We start from the raw sequence: 23,278 nt of genomic DNA, 5'->3' as shown, positions 1-23,278 counted from the left end.
ATATTAAAGCGGATTTCATAATTATAAAACAGGAGTCAGAATTCAGAATTCAGAATTGGTGAATACTCTACCCATAAAGGGATAGAGTTTTAAGGCGAGAATATTTTAATTTTTTTCGCCCACCATTCCACTCGCTTTTAACCAATATTCATTACCCATTAATCAAAAGGCTTGGATATGGCTTTCGTAACTTTAGCAATTTTAGATTACGCAGTTTATTAAACTGGCATCTTACTATTAATACTCCATAAAATAGCCGAAGAGCCATATTTATTTAGTCAGTTGTTTGATGATAAAGTAATCAAAATATTATTGGGAGAAAATGTAGAAAGTGATTATCTTAATGATGATAAACATCCTTTAAAAGCAAAGGATATTTTATGATTCCCCGTGTTAGAGCGCCAGAATTACCACAAAATTACTCTTGGCTCAATACTGATAAACCCTTGTCTCTTAAAGAACTAAAGGGTAGAGTCGTAATTTTAGATTTTTGGACATACTGTTGCATCAATTGTCTGCATATTTTGCCAAACCTAAAATATTTAGAACAAAAATATAAAGATAGTCTTACCATTATTGGCGTTCATTCTGCGAAATTTGAAAATGAAAAAGAAACAGAAAATATCCGCCAAGCTATTCTCCGTTACGACATTGAACATTCAGTTGTCGTTGACAGAGGTTTTCGGATTTGGGAAGAGTATGCTGTGCGTGCTTGGCCAACATTAATAATTATTGATCCAGAAGGTTACGTGATTGGCCAGATTTCTGGTGAAGGAAACCGTGACACTTTAGACGAGTTGATTCAAAAATTAATTCAACAACACCAAAACAAAGGTACAATTAATTTCCAAGAAATCAGCTTGACTTTAGAAAAACAGCGCCAACCATTAATCACACCCCTAGCTTTTCCTGGGAAAGTTCTAGCTACTCCAATGGGTTTATTCATTGCTGATTCTGGACATCACCGCCTAGTTATGAGTAGCTTCTACGGAGAAATTCTATATTTAATTGGTACTGGAAAATCCGGCTTAACCGATGGTGCTTTTAACGAAGCGCAATTTTTTGCACCCCAGGGAATGGCTTATGATGCAGAAAATCAGATTCTTTACGTTGCTGATACAGAAAATCATACCCTGCGGCGAGTTGATTTAAAGCGCCAAGTTGTGGAAGCGATCGCGGGAACTGGTGAACAAAGCCGCAATATCTATCCTCATAGCGGTGCTGGTTTAGAAACCGCGCTGAATTCCCCTTGGGATTTAGTGAAAGTGGGAAATATTCTGTTTATTGCAATGGCTGGGCCACATCAAATTTGGCAAATGGATTTGGAAACCGGCATCATCAAAACTTATGCTGGTACTGGTGCAGAAGCGTGTATTGATGGTTCACTTACTGAATCTGCCTTTGCTCAACCTAGCGGTATTACTAATAATGGGCAAGAATTATATATTGCTGACAGTGAAGTTAGTTCAATTCGCGGTGTGGGAATTGTAGAACCTTACCAAGTGCGAACTGTTTGCGGTAGTGGGGGTTTATTTGGTTTCGGCGATGTAGATGGACAAGGTGAAGATGTCCGTTTACAACACTGTTTAGGAGTGGAATACGCTGATAATTTTCTGTGGGTGGCGGATACCTATAATCATAAAATTAAATTAGTTAGTCTCAGCACAGGGAATTGTCAAACAGTTTTGGGAGACGGTTCTGCTGGTTTACAAAATGGTCAAGGTAAGAGTAGCCGATTTTTTGAACCTTCGGGATTGAGTGTTATGGATTCACATTTATATATTGCTGATACCAATAATCACGCCATCCGCCGCGTAGATTTGAATACCTTTGAGGTGAAAACGCTAGAGTTTCTTGGGTTATGTGCGCCGGATGTTTGTATTCCGCCAAATTTATAGAATGATAACCTCATGCAAAAGTGCTAAGTTTTTCTTTGAACCTTTGCATGAGATTTTAAAGAGAATAAATTAAATAGTGCTACTGGAAGTTAAATTTTTAAAGGAATAGATTTAAAATCTTTATCCTTAATTAGAAATTTATCTACCTTGATACCTTTAGGAGTGTCAAATAGTAAATCTACAGAATGAGCTTCACCTGGAGAGAAGGGTTTACTTAACAAATCAGCATCATATTTTATATCCCTGTCTTTATAATCGTATTTGTTGCCTTTGGAGTCAACTAATTCTGAGAATAGAAGAGTGAACCATGCATCATCCTCTCGTTGTCTTTTGCTACTTGTATTTTTAACAGTTACAGAAACCACTGTCCAAACTTCAGCCGCTTCGTATGTTTTGTACTCTCCTTTAATTTTCTGTCCTGCATATTTAACACCTGTTGCGCTAACTTCCCAACCTTTTTGATTAACTTTACCGCTAACTACTTTTGAAACTGGTTCAATGTTAGTATTTATCGACAGCATTTGCTTGAGATGACGAAGGCTCTAACTTGGCTTGTTGCGAAGGTGTACAGGCAGAAATGATAAGTAACAATGCTGCAATAGATAAGTATTTAAATTTATTCATGGTTGCACTCTGGTTGTATATCCAAACCTCTTTAAGCTTTTTAAGAGGTTCGTTATTATAATTCCCAAAAATTGACTAATGTTAACATCTGATAAAAATTCATAAGCTGAACTGCCTCTAATTTTTGAGAAGAAGCCAAGCCAGTTAAAGGTTATAGCTGAACTATAGCCATCCTATTTGATTTGCTCTCCACCCAGAGGCTCAGATCCCCGACTTCTTCAGAAGTCGGGGATCTTTTTGTTCGTAACTTATTTAGGAATGTTGTTGAGCGATCGCTTGATAAATGCTCAGATTATTCAATTGCCAAGTTATTTGAGTATTTTCACTAACTTGATATAAACAAAATTGCAGAATAAGCTAGAAGTAAGCTTAAATTATCAAGCCATTATTATCCATTCTAAATTGACTACACTGGTATGAAGAATAAATTCATTACTCTAGACTGTGATGATGTTGTACTTTTGGAGAAAGACACTTTTAAAGTCAGCAGATTAAAGGAATTAGTTCAGGAACAGATTTACAGCAAGTGGGAACGTCATAGTGCTTCTTATTTATACTCAGTTCAAAATGCTAACACTCAAATTTCTGAGTTTTTCAAGCAACTATCTGTTAGTCAAGAGACTATCAAAATAGATGAAGTTAAATTAAATTTGGTTATAGATTGCCAGATACTTAAAATTAGCGATAAAGGCTGGCAAAAAGGCAAATTAAAAATTAAAATATACATATCAAATTTCACTACAGATAAATATAGATTATATCTTGAATTTTATCCTGATGAACCTGCTAAATCTGAATCATCTTTAGATGATATTCGTAAAATGATAGAAGCAACATGAATATTATCCTCGATATCACGAAACGCGAATAATGATAATAAGCAAAAAAATAGGCTACGATCGCACTGATTGATTCGATTCTAAGATACAATTTATAAAGTAAGTTTTAAGTAGGCTGTGTTACAGCTTTAGCCTCTGGACATGAAATTTTTAAGAATAATACAGCGCTTACCGCTATTAAGCAATACAGTTTTTCTCCTTGTCCCTCTCCTAGCATAGCTTTCAGCTTTGAAAATGTACCTCATAGCTGCCGTAAGTGCTGTATTGTAGAGCGATCGCTTGTATGCAGTTAAACCTCGTCCATGTTGAAACCTGGAGTTTTGAATTATTTTGTTGTGTCATTGCAACGTAGGAAGCAATCGCAAAATTTTGGTAAAAAACTACAGTTCTCAAGTTAGACGAGGTTTAGATGGGATATCTGGGATTTCTACTTCTTCGAGAACGATATGTGCATTAGTGCCGCCAATGCCAAAAGAACTGACTCCAGCTCGACGAGGACTGCCATTTGTTTTCCATTCAGCAAGGGAAATATTGACATAAACGTCGCGTCAAATAGTTCTACACCTTCTAAAATAGCACCAGCTTTTACATAGTTTGGGTTATTGAACATGGCAGGGTCAACACCTAAAGACTCCAGTTCTTGGTCGTCAAAAAATGAAATGGACTTATAAGTTATAACCCTTGGTCTTAAGTGTATTGTTATTTTCGTTTTCAACTTTCCATCTGGTGCGACCAGCCGATACAATTGCCTCAACGTTAATATCAGTAATTTGATGATTTGTGGCAAAGCTGGCAATAAAGATCATCGCCTAAGATGGTAATACCAAGAGATGCATACTGTAAGCCATATTTCTCAATCCAACGCTTTGCCGCCGCATTTTCACAAGGAAAGCTTTTGGTGTCCATCTTGAGGCACAACAAATTCTGGTATCAAGGGGATTACTTTGGAATTACCAGGACTAACAATTACTGGCGTTACCACTGTATGAAAATACTGAGTTGTTCCGTTTCTAAAAGTCCTGCTTGAACAATGTTGGCAATGAATTTGGTTGGAGCAGAAATATTCTGTCCCATCCAGCGCTATCAATAATTTATTTTTCAAAGAGCGAAATACTTCCAGGTGTTTACCTTGCTCCAATGCTCTAAAAATCTCATAAAACACTGGAAATACCACACATGGTTCCACATTATCCAGCAAGTTTCTGATATGGTTATCTGTGGGAATCTGATGTATTCCAAATAAGCTTTGAGCATTGTTATCCCCTTTTTTCTGTGCCATTGATTTTTGATGAGCCAAAAATGAGGGGCTTTGAGTAAAAAATACTGAAAATGCGCTTAACGCTGCATCGCTCATCTGATAGTACTTGTTTTTACCTGTTCGTTTATCAGGTAAATCTTTCAGGATTGAGTGAAAGTATTGCACTATTTCATCAAAAATTCCTGGCTGATTCAAAAAAGCCCCTGCACTTACGAGTTAAAGGTTTTTTTCATAATCAAGTCCTTTGATACCAGTAGTAAAACCTTGATTCATATACAAGATTTTTTCGTGAGTAACAGGGTGCGTAATCACAGCAGGATGTTTAACAGGTGGAAATTTATTTTCAAAATCATCCAAAATATCTATAATCGCCTTATCGATATCCGACTCTTGCACTTTATAACGCCATTTTGCCTCATGGATCAGATATTCTCCATCGATATAGCTTCTTAAGTTTGGAGGCAACTTTTTATAAACTTGCTGCATATCGATATAATAGGTTTCTCTAATAGAATTTGGCAGCAATTGTGGGTATAACATTGTAAATGGCAAGGGTTCATCAAGAAATGCACAATCAGTATGCCAATATCTACCAGTTCCGGCGACACCAAACTTTATCCCATCTTTGGGAACATTAGAAGATACAAATATTTCGGGATAATCTGGGTGATGATAGTTGTCTTGAGGATAAATTTGTGGTGTCCCAATTTTTCGAGCCAATTCTAAATATTGGTCATCGGTAATATTTTGCCCTCTGAAGACTACTAATTTATGCTCGTATACAAGTTGTTTAATTATATTGACTTCTGCTGCATTAACCAAAGCAACATTTATATCTGAAATTTCGGCTCCAATACGTTCTGAAGATGGTCTATCAATTTTCATTATTTTCTTCCTTTGTTATCATTATTTTTGGAAGACAGGTCATTCATTACTATGACTTAATACGGTTCATTTAATAAAAATTGTAGGTTGGGTTAACCGGAGCGCAACCCAACATTACGAGACGCTACGCAAACACTACGAACTCCACAAAGTTTGTTTGGCGAACTACTGCACTAACGAGTTAGCGATCGCCAGCAACCTCAGATTAAGAATGAGAAAAGAGTAATTCAATGTTGCCGTTGTAGTTAACAATATTCTTGATTCATGATTCAGAATATCTATCTTTTGGGATAAAAATTCTCCTAAACAGTTTGGATAATTCTTTTTAGCAACTCTAATTTGCAACGATACTACAAACCCCGCATTATTAGCAACTAAATATAAATATTTTTACAAAAAAGCCTTAATTTAAGCATTACTGAGGCTTATTTAAACATCAAGCTAAGTTTGACAGATTGTCATTTGACTTATGAGAGATGGTGTCCTCATAATGTTTGAAGCTTTTGTGCAATTTTCAAGACTTTTGAAATATTTTATGACGTGACTTTAGTCGCGCCTCTGAAAACCTGTTCGCAGCTTTTTAGAAGCTTGTTGTGGGTGCAATTTGCCGTTGAGGGTGTTAAGGAAATAGGGTGGAACAACAGAAATTATCTATTTGGATATGATTAACAGCAGTTGTATCAGTTTTTGTGACTTTTCCTGCTTATGGTGATGTAGAGAAAGTCAACACTGTGCAATGGAAAAAAGAGGTAATAAATTCAGAAGTACCGATCACAAATATTCCCCAACTGAGTGACATTCCCCGCCCCCCAACCAGCGTCAAAGACTGGCTGGCGCAAGAGGTTCCACAAAATCAAGTTATACAAGTAACAGGTGTGCGCCTGAACTCAACTGCTAGTGGTCTGGAAGTCATCTTAGAAACTCCGACAAATCAGCTGCAAAGCACAATCAAAAGCGAGGGAAACACATTCAGTGCTGTTATCCCTAATGCTCAACTTAATCTACCATCAGGCAATTCCTTCCGGGCTGAAAATCCCCGTGATGGCATCACAGAAGTAGTATTAGTCAATCAGGATGCTAATAGCATTTTAGTGACAGTGAAGGGTACTACAAGTGTGCCGAAAGTCGAGCTATTGGGGAGCAACCAAGGTTTAATTTCTCCCCTAGTCTCAAATACGTCATCTTCACAACAACAAACACCAAATCAAGGTCAAAAACCCATTGAACTGCTGGTGACAGGTGAGCCATATAGTTACAAAGTACCAACCGCTAGCACAGGAACTAAGTTCTCGGTACCACTGCGGGATATTCCGCTATCAGTGCAGGTGATTCCCTCCCAGGTAATCGAAGATCGGCAGATTGTCCGTCAAGACGATATCACTGATAATGTGAGCGGAGTCCAAAAAGTTATAGGTTATGGAACTGCATCAGCCTATACAATTCGAGGTTTTGCTGATTTTGGCTATTTCCGGAATGGATTTCGCGGTCCGGTAGGTCTGACTCCTGGTGATACCGCCAATATCGAGTCCATCGAGGTGTTAAAGGGGCCAGCCGCAGTACTTTATGGCAGTGGTTATACGCCAGGAGGGTTACTGAATGTATTGACAAAAAAACCCCTGGATACACCTTTATATAATACTAGCTTCATTGTCGGTAGTTATGATTATTACCGTTCATCCTTGGATTTTACAGGGCCACTCACCACAAATAACGCGCTTCTCTATCGGCTGAATGCTTCCTATGAAAATGCAGGTAGCTATCGAGATTTTATTAATAATCAGAACCTTTTATTAGCACCTGCTTTAACCTGGCAAATTGACAAAAAGACTACTCTTTCTACCCAAATTGAATATCAAAAATCTGATTTTGTTTTTGATAGTGGACTCCCCCTTGTACCACAATCATTACAAATTCCCATCAGCAGGTCTCTGGCAGAGCCGGGTGCAAATACTAGCTACCTAGATTCAACTTCGATTACTTATACCTTGGAACGGAAGTTTAGTGACAATTGGAGCTTTAAGCAAGGATTTAACGCACTCCTAGCTAACCTGGATTTAGGCTCTTACACATATTACTACTCACCAAACTTAAATGCCAATGGCACGGTCAATCGGCTAATATTAAAAGGGCCTGAACAAAGTGCAAACTATACGTTGACAAATGAATTATTTGGTAAGTTTAGCACTGGCTCAATCAATCACAATGTTTTAATTGGAGTAGAACTATATCGAAGACAATTAAGCACTAATTTTACCGGTGCATTCATCGCGCCGATTAATATTTTTAATCCAGTGTATGGAGCGCAACCAGGTTCCTTCAGTTCTCAACTTGGACTTGCTAGCCAATATGGTGCAGACGACCTGGGAATTTATGTACAGGATTTGGTCGAGATTCTGCCTAACCTCAAACTTTTGGCAGGTGTGCGCTTTGATTCAAGTAACTCATTCGCCAAAGATAGTCCTGGAGGCAATTTACTTAACGAGCAAGTAGATAATAAATTTTCGCCGCGAGCGGGGATTGTCTATCAGCCGAGTAAGACCACTTCCCTTTATTTTAATTGGTCTGACTATTTTAATCCTGTGTACTCCAGTAGGAGCAAGACAGGAGAATTATTTAAACCGCAAACTTCCGAACAATTTGAGGTAGGAATTAAACAGGAATTTCTGGAAAATCGTCTTTCAGCTACATTAGCATTCTACGAAATTACTCGGCAAAATCTACTCACAGCAGACCCAACTAATCCACTTTATAGCATTCAAACGGGAGAACAAAAAAGCCGGGGGATTGAACTAGATGTCACCGGACAAATATTGCCAGGATGGAAGGTCATAGGTACTTACACTTACACAGATGCCTTTGTCAGCCAAGACAATACTATTCCTGTAGGTAATCGATTAATTGGTGTGCCGTATAACAGCGCTAGTTTGTGGACAACTTATGAGTTGCAAAGTAGCAATTTGAAGGGGTTGGGGTTTGGTTTGGGACTGGTGTATTCAGGAGACTATGAAGTAGCATTGCCGAATACTTTCACCGTGCCTTCATACCTCAGAGCGGATGCTGCTTTGTTTTATCGCCGCAATAAATTACGCATTGGTCTGAACTTTAATAATGTATTTAATACTCAGTATTATTATACCCAGATTGGTGCCTTGTCTCCAGCATCACCTTTTAATGTTCGGGGTTCAGTGTCTTTTGAGTTCTGATTAACGTAGGAAACATGATTAGTACCAAAAGTTTGCAGAAACTAGGGTTATTGGGCAGCTTGTATATGTCACAGTTCATCCCCACGATGTTTCTGTTTCAAGCCCTACCCGTATTCATGCGTCAGCAGGGAGTTTCTCGACAAGCGATTGGTTTACTGTCATTATTGCTCCTACCTTCGATGCTCAATTTTCTCTGGGCCCCTTTACTAGATCGTTATAGCTTTACCACTGTTGGACATTATCGATTCTGGATTATCTGCTTTCAACTGCTCATTGCCTGCACTACTTTTGCTGGTGGTTTACTTGACATTCAACACAATTTTACTGCCCTCGTGATTTGTTTGTTTGTCATGTGTTTCTTCTGTTGTCTGCAAAACATTGCTACCGATGCTTTGGCTGTGGGGTTGCTAGATGTGAATGAGCGAGGTTTCGGTAATGGGGTGCAAATAGGAGGTAGTTATTTAGGGGCGGTGATTGGCGGTGGTTTGATGTTGAGCTTGCTCAATTACTGGGGATGGAAAGCCACCATGTTCACCTTGGCGCTGCTAGTGGTAATGGCACTGCTGCCAATTTTATGGCACAAAGAACCCAAGAGAAATCATCAATCAGGGGCTGAGTCTCAACGCTTGACTCTGGCTTGGAAAAATTTAGTCCAATTTTTCCGTCGTCCTGGAATATGGCGTTGGTTGCTGATTTTAGTGCTTTATCTGAAAGGTAGCGCGATCGCCGGTACCATGTATCGTCCTTTTTTGGTGGATATTGGGCTGTCTTTAGGAGAAATTGGTTTTTTACTAGGAGTAGTCAGTTATAGTACTGGTGTATTTGCGGCGCTGACTGCGGGTTTGCTAATTAATCCCTTGGGGCGAAAGCGATCGCTGATTCTATTTGGTTTGCTGCAAGCTGTAGCGATCGCCATTTACCTGCTACCGGCATTTGGTGTGAAAAGTTTACCCGTACTCTATTTAGCTGCGATCGCTGTACAGTTCTCTACCAGCATGGCAAGTACAACTATATCAACTATTATGATGGACAAAAGCGAACTAGCGACAGCCGGCACAGATTACTCCATTCAAGGTTCTGTTGCTTCCTTTAGCGGTATTGCGGCGGCGGCGATCAGTGGTGTAATTGCTGAAGCCTTGGGCTATCGGGGAGTGTTTGCTATTAGTGTGGCGATCGCTGTGCTTGGTGTCGCAATTATTGCCATAGCCTTTAATGACACCAGAAGCACTCAGGACTCAGCCCTTACCACTCAGTAAGCATCCAGCCGCACGGTTGTCAATTAACCCTTATGGGAAAACTAAAAGTTGATGGTACACAACAGCTACCTCTTTGGCAGCCCCTCTTAGTACGAGACTTCCTCCTTCTGTATATTGGTGAAAGCGTTTCACTCCTGGGTGATCAATTTTACTTAGTGGCATTGCCTTGGTTGACTATCCAGTTGACTCACTCTCCTGTCAGCTTGGGTGCAGTACTGATGGCAGCAGCGGTTCCTCGTGCTGTTTTTCTGCTCATTGGTGGTGTAGTTAGCGATCGCCTACCCCCCCGGTTAATCATGCTTGTTGCCAATGCCTTGCGTGCGGTGCTGACGGCATTACTGACGGCGCTGGTTATGTTCCAGGCGACGCAACTATGGCATCTTTACCTATTTGCCATCAGCTTTGGAGTCGTAGATAGCTTTTTCATCCCCGCCGCTAAGTCGATTATACCCAGTCTTGTAACAAAGGAATTGTTAGCAGCAAGTAACGCTTTGAGTATGGGAACTACCCAACTCCTAGTACTGATTGGGCCTGCTTTCGGCGGTTTACTAATTGCGACAACCGGTATTCAGACAGCATTTGCCATAGATACCGCCAGTTTTCTAGTCACAACGTTAACACTTCTGCTGATGAAAGGCAGACATCAACCAAGTGCTGCTTTTGACTCATCTATGAAAAAGCCCACGTTAAAGAGCAAGATTTTTAGTTTAATTGCTGGTATTCGTGAGGGATTAAACTATGTGTGGCATAATCCACCGCTCAGAGTGGTTTTGCTAGTAATAACGATATTAAACTTAATTTTCGTCGGCCCATTACAAGTTGGCATCGTATCACTGGCTCAAAGTCGCTTTCCTGGTGGTGTCATCGCTTTAGGCATAATGAATTCGGCTTTGGGTGGTGGTGGATTGTTAGGGACACTAATGCCTGGATTCCTTCGCCGTCTTCCACGGCTTGGAGTTCTGATGCTGAGTCTTGCTAGTATCCAAGGTTTTAGTATGTTCCTACTTGGGTACATATCAAATCTAGTCTGGGCTGGCGTGACAATCGCTATACTGGGGTGTTGTAGCGGCTTTTTTACTGTTGTAGGAATTACCTGGATTCAAAAGCAAACTTCACCTGAAATGTTAGGGAGAGTTATGAGCTTGGGAATGCTTTCTTCCTTTGGGGTTGCTCCTTTTTCCTACGCTTTAGCTGGCACCTTAGCCGCTTTAAATATCACAATTCTTTTTAGTGTTGCAGGTAGCATCATGCTAATGATGAGTGTCTTGTTAATGGCAAATGCATCTGTACGCACGATTGATTAACACTGATAACTTTCTTAACCGAACCGTATTGGCTCCACTGGGCTATATTGCCGTCGAATCAGGCTGGATTGTGCGTTGTGTTGGGCGGCAACCTTGGGTGCTTTATGAGTATTGAGTGCTGAGTGATGAGTATGGTAAATCAATAGGTAATTGTATGGAGAATCTAGAACACTTTTTAGCGCAGGTTTGGTTTGTCATTTTGGCTCTGTTTTTGTTTCTCTACGTCATGTTAGACGGGTTTGATCTAGGCGTAGGCATCCTATCGTTAACCAGTTCCAATGACGACCGACGCGACATCTTAATGACGAGTTTGGGTAATATTTGGGATGCCAATGAAACCTGGTTGGTGTTGATGGGGGGTGCGTTGTTTGGGGCATTTCCTCTCGCTTATGGCACCATTTTGAATGCGCTCTACATTCCCATTTTTGGGATGATCTTCGGCTTGATTTTTCGGGCTGTGGCCTTTGAATTTCGAGAGCATTCTACAAACAAAGTATTTTGGAATGTGGCATTTGGAATCGGTAGTTTCATGGCGGCGCTGTTTCAAGGGTTTGCCTTGGGCAGCATTTTAGAAGGCATTACAGTTGATGAATCGGGTCACTTTATCGGCAGTATGTGGGATTGGCTCGATTGGCGATCGCTCCTAGTTGCCTTGACATTAATCCAGGGTTATGTATTGATTGGCTCCACCTATCTCATCTTGAAAACTGAGGGAGAACTGCAAACATCCCATTACCGCACAGCAAAACTCGCTGCTTGGACAACACTTTTAGGTGCAATTTTAATTACCATCGCCACCCCTGTTGTGTATGAAAATGCCAGAGCAAAGTTATTTCACCAGCCAGAAGTGTATCTATTTTCAATCATTCCCGTGCTAGGTGTGCTGCTGATTGGGTTATTGATTCAAAGCCTGAACCGCAAAGCAGAAACTACTCCCCTAGTTTGGACAGTACTACTTTTCCTACTTACCTTTGTGGGCTTAGGATTAGTTGTTTTTCCCTATATTATTCCCCCAGGTATTACTATTTATCAGGCAGCCGCAGCACCTAGCGCGTTAGTGTTCATGATTATCTTCATTGGATTTCTGATTCCCATTATGTTGTTCTACAACGTCTACAATTACATTGTGTTTCGAGGGAAAGTGGCAGGCACAAATTATGGAGAATAAGTTACACAATTTTGGATTTTGGATTTTGGATTTTGGATTTTAGATTTTAGATTGATTCTAGGGAAATATTGCTAACTCAGTTTCCGGGTCGAAAAAGTGAATTTTCTCTGGAGTTAGCGATAACCAAAGTTGCTCACCAGGTTGGACAAATCGATCTGGTGGGATTCGCACTTGCAGGTAATTGGCTGTAGTAGCAGGTTGAGATCCTGGTTCGGCAATCTTAACAGCAAGAAAGGAATCGTTGCCGAGATTTTCTACCAAATCTACTTGTACAGGTAAATTTTTAGTAGCAGGCATACTCAAGTTCAAATGTTCTGGGCGAATGCCTAAAATTAGAGTTTTGCCATCATATTTTTGTAGGGCTTTTCCCCAAACTTCTGGTAGGGTGAAACGCAACTGGGAATGAGTAATCAATAGAGGGGCATGAAATTCTACAGGAATAAAATTCATCGGTGGTGAACCAATGAATTCTGCTACAAAAAGGTTGGCAGGACGGTTGTAAAGTTCTAAGGGAGAAGCGACTTGCTGAATTTTACCCTCAGACATAATTGCAATGCGATCGCCCATTGTCATCGCTTCGGTTTGGTCATGGGTAACGTAAATCGTCGTTGTCCCCAGTTGGCGCTGCAATTTGACAATTTGGGCGCGGGTTTCCGCCCGCAGTTTCGCATCTAAGTTAGAAAGCGGCTCATCCATTAAAAATACTTGGGGATCACGGGCGATCGCTCTTCCCAATGCAACCCGTTGTCTTTGTCCCCCAGATAGCTGTTTGGGTAAGCGATTCAGCAATGTTTCGATTTGCAACAGTTGAGCAACACTACGCACCTGTACATCCACCGCCCGTTCTTTGTCAGAAATGTAGCGCAATCCTTTAGGTAACTTTTTGGTCGCCCCCACAAAAAGATTTTCCGCCCAGGTGGGGAGTGGAGAATGCTGATTTTCCCTATTCCCTATTCCCCATTCCCTATTCCCTAATTCCCTGCGGCGTAACCCAAAGGCGATGTTATCATACACCGTCATGTGAGGATAGAGGGCGTAATTTTGAAACACCATTGCGATGTCGCGTTCTTTGGGTGGTAGGTCATTGATCAAGCGATCGCCTACCCAAATATTACCGCCAGTCATCACCTCTAAGCCGGCGATTAACCGCAGCAAAGTGCTTTTACCACAACCAGAAGGGCCTACCAGCACCATAAATTCGCCATCTGCGATCGTCAGGTTAATCCGCCGCAAGACGTTGACACTTCCTGCACGATCTTGCGCTGCATCAACTTTATCCCCAGGTGTGAGGGGAGATTGGGTTTGTGAGGTAACACTTTCCCCTTTACGTGAGGAAAAACTTTTATAAACGTTTTCTAAAATAACTTGGGACACAACTAATTTGGGGATTGGGCATGGGGCATTGGACAAATGACTAATGACCAATGACAAATGACAGTTTAGCGCCAATCATAATACACGTTTAGGGTAAATACGAAAAGTTAAAAAAATAGCTTGCACCATCAAAAGCAAATTATCCCGATTCTCTCCTCAAATCGTACCTTTGTACCACCTGCATTTTTGCGCTTACCCATCTTGCGCGACCTTCCCGCCAGGTTTATCGCCTTGGGTGTTTTTCCGGTTCACGTCAAGACTTAATTTTTGCCAATAATTTTTTCTATTTCTGAAATGGGTGGTACAATTATACTACTCATGCAGAATTGAATGCTCAATTTAGTCAAGCGAGGGTGGCGAACAGTATACTCAATGCTGTTCAAAGCGATCGCTTGGCTTTTATGCTAGAAATGACTAAAAACTCAGGCATTATTAAAAAATGCAAACAATTAAACCTATCTAGATATTAATTGGCACTACATAGAAAAACCCCCTCTTTTTGAATCAGCACTTTTTGTAGTCAGGAGTAATTTTAATGAACAGTTGCGTTTTAATGGCGGAAATTATTAACGAGCCGCAACTCCGCTATACAGCAGATAATCTGGGAGTCACGGAAATGCTCGTGCAGTTTCCCAATTCCCAGAAACCAGAAGATCCGCCAGCCACGCTGAAAGTTGTCGGCTGGGGGAATTTAGCGACAGAAATTCAGCAAAACTACCACCAAGGCGATCGCGTCATCTTGGTAGGACGTTTAACAATGAATACTGTTGAGCGTCAAGAAGGTTTTAAAGAAAAACGCGCTGAATTGACGGTGCAGCAAATTCAATCTGTTGGAGGTAGTTTTGATACCGATCCATTACCCTCAGCAACCGTAACTCCATCATTCACTGAAACTGCTCCACGACAAACGCCTTCAGCATCTCGTCCTCCACAGAAAGAGGTTCCCAGTTACGAGTCAGCAGCACGTCCAGCACCTACCCCAGCGCCAAGTTACGAACCCGTACCCCAACCCACAAATTATGAGCGAACCACTTATCCAGCAGTGAAAGAGCAAGAACCAGATCCAGATGACATTCCGTTCTAAAGTTGGTAGTTGAGCGTGTATTCAATTTGCTAACTAACATTACATTAGACAATTTCTACAAATAGCCATCCTTGAGGATGTGCTATTTTTTTGTCTGCGTTGATGCAAAACATCTTGTCGTGATACCAATTCACGAAAATCCTGATACATATAGATTTATCGTAGGGGCATGGCAATGCCATGCCCTTACCAGCGTATTTGTATCATTATTATTAAAGTGAAATGGTATGACACATCGCTTAGTTTAGCTATCGAGCAGTTAGGGATAGAGAATTTTAATTTCTAAATCCCAGGCTTCAGCCTTTATTTTACAATTTAATAAACTTCATCATGGCTACCAATATCAATCAATAAAATAACCATTTCTAACAACTTCTCATCTTCAGAGAAAATAAAGATAATTCTACAATCATAAGCAACAGAACAAGACCACAAACCCGCTAAATTTCCTGTTAACTTATGAGATTTCAAAGACGGTGTAAATGGATCATCTGACTTTTCACGGGAAGTCCTCAAGCTCCCAAAAAGCGTGGCTTTTTCCACAGGCTAATTCTCAATAGATTTAAGTTAATGAAAATAGGTAACGGAGAAATCAGGGCTTGGGAAACCATCAAAATGACCTTTTCCACATACCGTGAAAAGTCAGAATGGATCATCTGCCAAAAGCCTTAATACATTAACAATTTGATTCTTTAATTGCGGGTTTTTCTTTGTAATCTTTTTAAAAGAGCGCTTAAATCCACTACTCCAGACAACTTCCATCATCATCTCCGAGTAAATCAACGATCAAATCATCAACGCTTCCTCTCTTTGCTGTCCCATCCTTAAAAGCCTGCATTACTTCCTGAGCATTAGCCAAAATTTCAACCCGCCGATTCTCAATTCGTTGCTGGCGAAGAAACTCAAATAAATACTCTCGATCTTCTGTGGGCAAACTTTCAATAGAATTAATAATTTCTTGTAAAGTCATCATAGAACCTCCTAATCAAGTAAATCCTACCTTTACTAACTCTATTTTAATCTCTATTTCCATTAGTCAAATCAGCAGGACTATCCCCTGATATGGACGTACCTTGGTCAAAACCTGTAAGGGTCAGCGATCCTTTTGAAGGGGGATTTCTTGCAGTCTTTGACCGCAATTATTTAGGTGGCTATTTATACAATCAGGGGTCAAAGCAAATTATTAGCTTGTGGACTCATAAAGATGTGCGAGTGCTTGTTACAGTCAATTCTGGACTAGCAGGATCTTTCGACAACATCGGTTTTCAGCATAACGGACATTTCGACTTTCACAGGCATTTTTACAGTGCCAGACTAACCTATCCCCGCCCTGACTATCTTCAACTTCTAACAACAAAGAAAGTTGCCAAACTCTTACTCAAAGTAGGAGAACAGGTTTATCAATTAGAAGGAACAAACAACACATTTGCAATTAATGATAAGTTAGCTGTGGCATTGAAAAATGCTCCATATAAGAATTTAAATATACGACTAATGTTAGAAGGTGGCCAAACAGTTGATAGCGAAATTGGTAAGGAAACAGTGAAAGCTTGGCGAATCATTTACTGAAAAATCACGGTTTTATTGGGGATTTTTTAGATGCATTTGCCCCAAAAAAGCATACCCAAACCTTTATCAAGCTTAGATTTTGAGCGTTTTAGACACTGCACGAATCACAACAGTATGTGAACGGGGTATTTTATCTTAAACCTAAGTGGCATAAACGTTTTGGGCTAATCGTTTAAATCTTTGTGAAAAATCCGGGATTAAGGGTTTGAGCTTTACAAGCGTGCCATTTGGATTTGAGAGTTATCTCTCGGTGACGACCGAGTAAGTTAGCAGATGATGAAAAGGCGATGCCTACGGCGGCAAGCTACGTTAGGTTGGGCTACGCGTGCCCTATCCTTATAATTAGACAAAAATATCTAGTTCTATGCGTTAAATTTAACCTAACGTGTTAGTTTTATGAGGCAGTTATGACAACTTCAAATAGTGAGTTTGAAATCACCAAAACTGAAGAAGAGTGGCGTGCAATTTTAACGCCAGAACAGTATGAAGTAATGCGTCAACATGGAACTGAACGCGCTTGTACTAGCCCACTTGATAAGCAAGATACTGAGGGTACTTATATATGTGCAGCTTGTAGTTCACCACTTTTTACATCTAATACTAAATTTAGCAGTGGTACAGGCTGGCCTAGTTTTTTCGCTCCCATAGAAGGGGCAATTGGTACATCTATAGACAAATCATATAATATGACCAGAACTGAAGTGCATTGTCGTCGCTGCGGTAGTCATCTCGGTCATGTATTTGGCGACGGCCCGGCCCCCACTGGTCAACGTTACTGCATGAATGGGATTGCTCTCAAGTTTATTCCTGAGCCAGACTGACTTTTATAAGTAAAAAGTAAAAAGATAATCCCCATAAATAAATTTAGTTGCTCTCTAAGCAGGGCGATCGCTTACCCCTCGTACTGCCAATACTCATTTGTCATGAAAACCTGATGTTCTCAATCATCTAGCCGCATCAATATTCTGATTAAGTTTTTAATTCTTGACTGTGCAACCACTAGACCCTCTCATCCTTCTATATTAAGGGTTTGCACCTTACAAGTGTGCCATTTTGACTTGACGATTTTCTCTTGGTGATGACTTAGTGAGTCAGCAAATGATGAAAAGGCGATGCCTAATTTGGGCTGCGCTTATGCTAAATCGCATTCCTAAATGTTAAAAATATTGGCAAGGTGCATGATATACTTGCTAGAAATCAGTGGAATTGTCAAAAAATTAATATACCTGACAAAAAACGCCAAACACTGGAAAACCTTGCTTCGCATTTTTTATGGTAAACCATTAACGCTACAAGGCATATTTCGTGGGAGTTTTGACAGCGCAAGAGTGGAATGACACCCTTGAAAAATTGATTATTCCCAAATTTTGAGGTTTGAGAGTATTTATGTCTGATGATATCGATGTTCTTTGGATCAATTCTAGTCACGTATTGCAGCGTTTTGATCGACCATTACTAAGATATATATCGCAGTATGTGAATGTGGCTCAATGGGAATATTGCCACTACAAAGATGAAGGTAGTTCTATAGATGAAGCTGTAGATTTGGTGGATGAATTTTTAGGACAGTATTCTCATCCTATACATTTAGCAGGTCATGGTGCTGGTGGTGTGATCGCCTTGAGTTTTGCTCGTCGCTATCCCCAAAAAGTGCAATCCCTAGTCTTATTGGCTGTAGCTTCTCAACCGGCTAATACTTGGCATGTCAACTATTATCTGCAAAGACAAGTATTTACTATGAGTCGTGAGCAAGTTTTAGCAAGCAGTGTTCGTCATCTGTTTGGTGAGCAACCCCATAATACTACTAAAAAGTTAATGGCTGTGTTATGTAGAGATTTAGAACAATCCCCTCTTTCGCACTCTCTTTTCAAGTTAATGGAGTTACCTAAAGGCGGAGTTTCTATGCCCATGATGATATGTAGTAGCAAGAATGATCCCATTGTTAATTCACCTGCATTAACAGGCTGGTTAAAAGGGTTTAAACCTGAAGATAATCTCTGGGAATGTCCTCAAGGCTATCATTTTTTTCACTACTTTTATCCCCAAAAAGTCTGCGAACAAATGTTGAATTTTTGGCAGCCATATTACCTAAGACCAATTCTGACATCTCCATTAGTTTCCCGGAATTTGGCAAATTAACAAGTATTATTTTGGGGCGTATATATACCCCGATAAATTTGTGATGTAATTATTGGGCATATTTGCATTGGTTTCATTCAGCATATTAGTGTAGAATCTTTTGCTGAAGAAAGCGAATTTTACCCATAGAATTTTTCCGCTACATTTAAACCTCATGTATGCTATATTCTTATGAATAAAAACTCAGATTTTCTTTCGGAAATATGTGATTTTCTTTATCCACGTAGTTCATATTATGGACAATTCAAGACAGAGTATTTGGCATTTAATGCACATCTGCAAGAGTTTTCACAACGGGTAAACTACATATCTAGTCTGCAAACTGCTGGTAAAATTTCTCCAGAAGAAGCTTATAAACAAATTCACCACCAATGGATGCAGTTAAAATCTGCTAAAAAATCACTATTAAATAGCTAGGGTGGGAAGAGTATATACTACCTTGCCCGACGATCGCGATCGCAATCCTCTGGGAAAGTGCTAATGCCTACATTCAAACCAATTATCCAAGAATCAGAAAGCTCTATGGAGAACACAGTCCTTGAAACCCAACATCTGAGCCTCGCTTACGACGGCAAACCCGTCATATTCGGTCTTAACCTGTTGATTCCCACGGGACAAATTACTGCTCTAGTCGGACCCAATGGCTGTGGTAAATCTACTCTCCTGCGGGGTTTGGCTAGATTACTCAAACCCCATATTGGTACTGTATATCTCAATGGCGCTGATATCTTTCGACAGTCAACAACCAAAGTTGCACAGCAACTTGGTATTCTTCCTCAAGGCCCATCTGCACCAGAAGGATTGACTGTGCGAGATTTGGTAGCCCAAGGTCGTTATCCATATCAACATAATTGGTTTCAATCTTGGACGGCTGTTGATGAGCTTCAAGTCCGCAAAGCATTAACAACTACAGACCTTAACGAATTAGCTAATAGAGCCGTAGATACCCTCTCTGGTGGACAGAGGCAACGTGCTTGGATAGCAATGACTTTAGCACAAGATACACAAATTTTATTATTGGATGAGCCGACTACTTTCTTAGATTTAGCGCATCAAGTGGAGGTGCTGGAATTACTGTGGGATTTGAATCAACTAGAGGGACGGACAATTGTCATGGTGTTGCATGACCTGAATCAGGCGTGTCGTTATGCTCATCACTTAGTAGCTTTACGCGATGGCGCTGTTATGGGTTATGGAAATCCAGCAGATGTAATGACAGAAGAAATGGTGCAGGAGGTGTTTGGATTAGCTTGTCGAATTGTACCAGATCCAGTAACGGGTAGACCTTGGTGTGTTCCTTTGGGTCGGGATCATTAAATAATTCGTAATTCGTAATTCGTAATTCGTAATTAAAGACTTTTTCTGACATCGAACTCAAGTGAGTATGAGCGAGTTTTCTATTTAAATTAATATGAAAAAGCTGATTTTAGTTGATACTCAAGCGAACTCTTCATCTTCAAGTAGTACCCAGTTGCCCGATGTACACAGTCTGCGTGCCGGCTTCCTTCATCATGCCGATCGCCTCCCGCACCATGCGGCTTTAACCCTCGGAAAACGTATTTATACTTATGCTGAGGTCGCTGATACGGCTCGTCGCTGGGCCGCGTGCCTCGTCGCCGTCGCCGAGGGTCGCCCTCACCGCGTCGGCATCTTTGCCTACCGCAGTGAAACCTCATATCTGGGAGTTCTAGCCAGTCTGTTTGCAGGTGCGGCCTTTGTCCCATTGAACCCCAAGTTTCCTCTAGAGCGCACACGCGCTATGATCGAGCAGGCTGACCTGGATGCTCTGTTTGTTGACAACGAGTCGTTGCCGCATCTCCCTGAGTTACTGCGGGGATTGCCGCACCAGCCTGCGATCCTGCTGCCAGCGACAAATGGACAGGAAGTGCGAAGTACGCTACATGGACTGGTGTTTGATCGCCAGGATCTCGCAAAAACTTCGCCTTTATCGACCCTGCCAGCGATCGCACGCGACGATTTAGCATACCTTCTCTTTACTTCAGGCAGCACCGGAACTCCAAAGGGAGTACCCATCACCCATGCCAATGTTCGTGCCTTCTTAAACGTGAACTTGGCGCGTTACAGGCTAACACCTGCTGATCGACTCACTCAGACCTTCGACCAAACCTTTGACCTATCGGTGTTCGATCTGTTCATGGCGTGGGAGAGTGGTGCCTGCGTATGTTCGATGCAACAGATCGAACTTCTTGCACCCTTCCGCTTCCTTGAAGAACATCAGATCACGGTATACTTCTCGGTTCCCTCCGTTGCCGCACTACTAATTAAACGTGGCGCACTGACTCCCGACAGTATGCCGACCTTGCGTTGGAGCCTCTTCTGTGGCGAAGGACTACCCCGGGCGATCGCAGAGGCGTGGCAGGCGGCGGCTCCGCAATCAATCATTGAGAATCTCTATGGGCCAACAGAACTCACCATCGCCTGTGCAGCTTATAGGTGGAATTCCGTAACTTCGCCTGCGGAATGCGTACACGATCTAGTTCCCATTGGTGAGGTATACCCCGGTTTGTCGCCCCTGGTGGTTGATGCCTCACTCCGTGAGGTCGCACCAGGCGAAGTTGGCGAACTCTGTGTATCGGGACCGCAGACCTCACCTGAGTACTGGCGTGATCCAGAATTGACAGCTAGGTGCTTCTTTGAAAAACAAACATCGGCGGTAACGACCCGCAGATACTATCGGACAGGGGATCTCGTCATCCGTCGAGGAGATCATTATGTTTACCTTGGTCGCAGCGATCAGCAGGTAAAGGTCAGTGGGTATCGGATTGAGCTTGGCGAAATCGAGGCAGTTCTCCGTCGTGTGGGCTGCATCGAGGCGGTTGCGCTGCCGTGGCCCGACGAACACCAGCCGGATTTCATTGTTGCCGTCGTTTCTGGTGTTGCTGATTCGTCAAAACTGGGCGCTATTGCAGCACAATATTTGCCGAATTATATCATGCCACGCTCAATTTTCATCCTTGACGATATGCCGCTCAACGGAAACGGCAAGGTTGACCGCAAAGCGTTGCGACAATGGCTTAAAGAACACTTAAATAATTCGTAATTCGTAATTCGTAATTAAGTTTTGTGACGGGGATTTAGACCTACGGTACTCGGTTAACTCATGAACCTAATCGTCAAGGATGAATACTGATGAATGAATTAGATTTACACCTCCGCCATGACCTGATCTTATCGAAAGATCAGATGGCGATCGCACCAGAAGGCGTCGCCGTAGACTCGCTTATCGCCCGCGTACTTGGCATCAATGTTGAGCGCCTCAGCAATGACTTAACGTATCAATCAATCCGGGAATGGGACTCACTGAGCCATGTGACGCTGATGATTGCCCTCGAAACCGAGCTGGGAATAAAAATTACTGACCAGATTATGTTACAGCTGCATTCAGTTGGCGCGATTCGAGAGTTCGCCCAGACGCACACGATTCGCGCTGATGAAGGTGCAAAGTCAGCACCTAGCGTCACAGTGCATCGCGGGTTAGAAGGTGTCTACATTGAGCGCAGCACAATTACAAACATCGATGGCGAAAGAGGCGTACTTGAACATCGCGGCTACAATATTCACGATTTAGTCGAACAGTCTTCGTTCGAGGAGACGGCATGGCTGTTACTGAATGGGGAACTGCCCGATGCCCCCACCCTCGCAGCCTTTCAAGAGGAGCTGCGATTACACCGTGAGCTACCTGGAGCGATCGTTGATCTTGTACGGATGCTCGCTCATGCCCATCCGATGGAAGTCTTGCGAACCGCCATCTCTGCCTTGGGTGCGCTGGCGTGGAATGGTCAAGACGAGTCACAAGCAGCAGCTATGCGCTCTGGGCTGCGTCTGATCGCACAAATTCCAACGCTGATTGCCACCCATCACGCAATCCGTAGTGGACGCGAACCCATAGCGCCCCATGCAACCTTGTCCCACGCTCAAAACTTTCTCTATATGCTGTTTGGGGAGGAGCCGTCACCCAGTGCAGTCCGCTTCGTAGACAAGGATCTCATTGCACATGCGGAACATGGCTTAAATGCTTCAGCGTTTGCGGCTCGTGTGGCGATCGGATGCAAGGCAAACCTTTATGCAGCAATCACCGCAGCTATTGCAGCATTTTCAGGATCTTTGCATGGTGGTGCAACTGAGCGAGCTCTCGAAGTGATTGATGCAGTCGGCACACCAGAGAACGCCCAAGCCTATGTGCGTAACTGCCTGCAAAGGAATCAGCCTGTGATGGGCTTTGGGCATCGGGTATACCGAACCGAAGATCCCCGCGTCCGTCACTTTCGTGAAGCTGCCCGCAGTCTCAGTTGGGAGCGCAGAGACACCCACGGACTCGCGATCATTGAAGCTATTGTTAAGGCGATGGAGCCTTACTCACTGCATGGGGTTGAACCAAACGCAGACCTCTATGCCGGACTTACCTACCGCCTCCTGGGATTGCCTGATGATCTGGCTGTACCCATGTACGTCGCCGGACGGATTGCGGGATGGATCGCCCAGTCCTTAGAGCAGAAAAGCAACAATGTTCTGATTCGTCCTCGGCTGCAATACGTCGGCGCAACGAGCCGCAAGTACCGTCTCTTAAGCTCACTTGCCGAACCGCAAACCTCATTGACACCTTGAGAGTATTGTCTGAAATAGACTCTGCCATAAAAGCTATTTGCTGGGTAAATT

19 protein-coding genes and 4 pseudogenes are annotated in these 23,278 nt (G+C 42.1%); 16 read left to right on the top strand and 7 right to left on the bottom strand.

The window, feature by feature from the left end; all coding sequences use genetic code 11:
• Window positions 1–380 precede the first annotated feature (380 nt).
• Window positions 381–1,898: a thioredoxin-like domain-containing protein gene (locus V7K76_RS16025; protein WP_334777545.1), complete on the top strand. Its 1,518-nt coding sequence runs from the start codon at window positions 381–383 to the stop codon at window positions 1,896–1,898.
• 89 nt (window positions 1,899–1,987) lie between these two features.
• On the opposite strand, the gene V7K76_RS16020 is transcribed toward V7K76_RS16025, so the two are convergent.
• Window positions 1,988–2,419, bottom strand: coding sequence for a DUF4352 domain-containing protein (locus V7K76_RS16020; RefSeq protein ID WP_334777544.1), 432 nt, complete (start codon window positions 2,417–2,419; stop codon window positions 1,988–1,990).
• Window positions 2,420–2,938: 519 nt separating this feature from the next.
• On the opposite strand from V7K76_RS16020, the gene V7K76_RS16015 reads away from it, so the two are divergent.
• Window positions 2,939–3,361 carry a KGK domain-containing protein gene (locus V7K76_RS16015; protein WP_334777543.1) on the top strand — a complete coding sequence of 141 codons (423 nt, stop codon included), beginning with the start codon at window positions 2,939–2,941 and terminating at the stop codon, window positions 3,359–3,361.
• A 422-nt stretch (window positions 3,362–3,783) separates the two neighbouring features.
• Here the strand turns inward: V7K76_RS16015 and V7K76_RS16010 are convergent.
• From V7K76_RS16010 to V7K76_RS16000, 3 genes and pseudogenes are all read right to left on the bottom strand, one after another.
• Window positions 3,784–3,900 (bottom strand): annotated as a pseudogene (locus tag V7K76_RS16010) (ketoacyl-synthetase C-terminal extension domain-containing protein); the annotation flags it as partial.
• Between the two features lie 129 nt (window positions 3,901–4,029).
• Window positions 4,030–4,787: pseudogene (locus V7K76_RS16005) on the bottom strand (ISNCY family transposase); the annotation flags it as partial.
• Window positions 4,788–4,835: 48 nt separating this feature from the next.
• A complete protein-coding gene (locus V7K76_RS16000; protein WP_334777542.1) occupies window positions 4,836–5,504 on the bottom strand; it encodes a TauD/TfdA dioxygenase family protein in 669 nt (222 codons plus the stop codon).
• Between the two features lie 689 nt (window positions 5,505–6,193).
• Here V7K76_RS16000 and V7K76_RS15995 point away from each other — a divergent pair.
• The 5 genes and pseudogenes from V7K76_RS15995 to cydB all read left to right on the top strand — a co-directional run bounded on the left by V7K76_RS15995 (window position 6,194) and on the right by cydB (window position 12,435).
• Window positions 6,194–8,707 (top strand): TonB-dependent siderophore receptor, encoded by a 2,514-nt coding sequence (locus V7K76_RS15995; protein ID WP_334952737.1) that lies wholly within the window; start codon window positions 6,194–6,196, stop codon window positions 8,705–8,707.
• A 14-nt stretch (window positions 8,708–8,721) separates the two neighbouring features.
• On the top strand, window positions 8,722–9,963 hold the full coding sequence (locus V7K76_RS15990) for an MFS transporter (RefSeq protein WP_334777540.1): 1,242 nt from the start codon (window positions 8,722–8,724) through the stop codon (window positions 9,961–9,963).
• Between the two features lie 32 nt (window positions 9,964–9,995).
• Window positions 9,996–11,267, top strand: coding sequence for an MFS transporter (locus V7K76_RS15985; protein WP_334777539.1), 1,272 nt, complete (start codon window positions 9,996–9,998; stop codon window positions 11,265–11,267).
• 31 nt (window positions 11,268–11,298) lie between these two features.
• Window positions 11,299–11,373 (top strand): annotated as a pseudogene (locus tag V7K76_RS15980) (cytochrome ubiquinol oxidase subunit I); the annotation flags it as partial.
• A gap of 48 nt (window positions 11,374–11,421) precedes the next feature.
• On the top strand, window positions 11,422–12,435 hold the full coding sequence (gene cydB / locus V7K76_RS15975) for a cytochrome d ubiquinol oxidase subunit II (protein ID WP_334777538.1): 1,014 nt from the start codon (window positions 11,422–11,424) through the stop codon (window positions 12,433–12,435).
• Window positions 12,436–12,492: 57 nt separating this feature from the next.
• Here the strand turns inward: cydB and V7K76_RS15970 are convergent, their stop codons facing one another.
• Window positions 12,493–13,809, bottom strand: coding sequence for an ABC transporter ATP-binding protein (locus V7K76_RS15970; RefSeq protein ID WP_334777537.1), 1,317 nt, complete (start codon window positions 13,807–13,809; stop codon window positions 12,493–12,495).
• A gap of 144 nt (window positions 13,810–13,953) precedes the next feature.
• On the opposite strand from V7K76_RS15970, the pseudogene V7K76_RS15965 reads away from it, so the two are divergent.
• Window positions 13,954–14,073, top strand: a pseudogene (locus V7K76_RS15965) (FAD-dependent oxidoreductase); the annotation flags it as partial.
• Window positions 14,074–14,344: 271 nt separating this feature from the next.
• Window positions 14,345–14,893, top strand: a complete 549-nt coding sequence (locus V7K76_RS15960; RefSeq protein WP_334777536.1) for a single-stranded DNA-binding protein — start codon at window positions 14,345–14,347, stop codon at window positions 14,891–14,893.
• A 315-nt stretch (window positions 14,894–15,208) separates the two neighbouring features.
• Here the strand turns inward: V7K76_RS15960 and V7K76_RS15955 are convergent, their stop codons facing one another.
• Complete coding sequence (locus V7K76_RS15955) at window positions 15,209–15,436, bottom strand: type II toxin-antitoxin system RelE/ParE family toxin (RefSeq protein WP_334777535.1); 228 nt, start codon at window positions 15,434–15,436, stop codon at window positions 15,209–15,211.
• A gap of 199 nt (window positions 15,437–15,635) precedes the next feature.
• The gene (locus V7K76_RS15950) at window positions 15,636–15,866 is read right to left on the bottom strand and encodes a hypothetical protein (protein ID WP_334777534.1); all 231 of its coding nucleotides are present in this window, start codon (window positions 15,864–15,866) and stop codon (window positions 15,636–15,638) included.
• Window positions 15,867–15,955: 89 nt separating this feature from the next.
• Between V7K76_RS15950 and V7K76_RS15945 the strand changes: the two genes are divergently transcribed.
• The 7 genes from V7K76_RS15945 to V7K76_RS15915 all read left to right on the top strand — a co-directional run bounded on the left by V7K76_RS15945 (window position 15,956) and on the right by V7K76_RS15915 (window position 23,227).
• On the top strand, window positions 15,956–16,462 hold the full coding sequence (locus V7K76_RS15945) for a hypothetical protein (protein ID WP_334777533.1): 507 nt from the start codon (window positions 15,956–15,958) through the stop codon (window positions 16,460–16,462).
• A 407-nt stretch (window positions 16,463–16,869) separates the two neighbouring features.
• Window positions 16,870–17,283 carry a peptide-methionine (R)-S-oxide reductase MsrB gene (msrB, locus tag V7K76_RS15940; protein WP_334777532.1) on the top strand — a complete coding sequence of 138 codons (414 nt, stop codon included), beginning with the start codon at window positions 16,870–16,872 and terminating at the stop codon, window positions 17,281–17,283.
• Between the two features lie 565 nt (window positions 17,284–17,848).
• A complete protein-coding gene (locus tag V7K76_RS15935) occupies window positions 17,849–18,601 on the top strand; it encodes an alpha/beta hydrolase (protein ID WP_334777531.1) in 753 nt (250 codons plus the stop codon).
• Window positions 18,602–18,772: 171 nt separating this feature from the next.
• Window positions 18,773–19,018 (top strand): DUF7219 family protein, encoded by a 246-nt coding sequence (locus V7K76_RS15930; RefSeq protein WP_334707907.1) that lies wholly within the window; start codon window positions 18,773–18,775, stop codon window positions 19,016–19,018.
• 63 nt (window positions 19,019–19,081) lie between these two features.
• Window positions 19,082–19,918: an ABC transporter ATP-binding protein gene (locus V7K76_RS15925; RefSeq protein WP_334777530.1), complete on the top strand. Its 837-nt coding sequence runs from the start codon at window positions 19,082–19,084 to the stop codon at window positions 19,916–19,918.
• A gap of 94 nt (window positions 19,919–20,012) precedes the next feature.
• On the top strand, window positions 20,013–21,662 hold the full coding sequence (locus V7K76_RS15920) for an amino acid adenylation domain-containing protein (protein WP_334777529.1): 1,650 nt from the start codon (window positions 20,013–20,015) through the stop codon (window positions 21,660–21,662).
• 89 nt (window positions 21,663–21,751) lie between these two features.
• Window positions 21,752–23,227 carry a citrate/2-methylcitrate synthase gene (locus V7K76_RS15915; protein ID WP_334777528.1) on the top strand — a complete coding sequence of 492 codons (1,476 nt, stop codon included), beginning with the start codon at window positions 21,752–21,754 and terminating at the stop codon, window positions 23,225–23,227.
• Window positions 23,228–23,278 lie beyond the last annotated feature (51 nt).

The organism is Nostoc sp., from assembly GCF_036917975.1.
Taxonomy (GTDB): Bacteria; Cyanobacteriota; Cyanobacteriia; order Cyanobacteriales; family Nostocaceae; genus Nostoc.
Note: the sequence above shows the minus strand (reverse complement) of the source record. Positions and strands in the feature narration are given on the sequence as shown.